Genomic DNA, 267 nt, shown 5'->3' on the forward strand with positions numbered 1-267 from the left:
TTCGCGGCCGCCTGGCCGAATTGCTCCAGTGGGCCCTTGGTGCCGGCATAGAGCACCGTGTTCTCATAACCTACCGCGGTCATGGCCGCCGAAATGCTCACGATCCGACCGCCATCCGCCATCCGCAGCGCGGCCTGCTGAAAGGCAAAGAACGCCGCCTTGACGTTCACGGCCACCGTCTGGTCGACTTCGGTCACCGTGTCGATCTTCGCAAACCGGGCGATGGCGGCGTTGTTCACCAGCATGTCCACGCGGCCGAATGCGGCC

The 267-nt window shown here is 64.8% G+C and carries 1 protein-coding gene; it reads right to left on the bottom strand.

Annotated features, from left to right (window positions below):
* On the bottom strand, nucleotides 1-239 hold a 239-nt coding region (locus KJQ96_RS39175; protein ID WP_309142555.1), incomplete at its 3' end, for an SDR family NAD(P)-dependent oxidoreductase.
* Between the last annotated feature and the right edge of the window lie 28 nt (nucleotides 240-267).

It is taken from the genome of Bradyrhizobium sp. sGM-13 (assembly GCF_018398875.1).
Classification (GTDB): domain Bacteria; phylum Pseudomonadota; class Alphaproteobacteria; order Rhizobiales; family Xanthobacteraceae; genus Bradyrhizobium.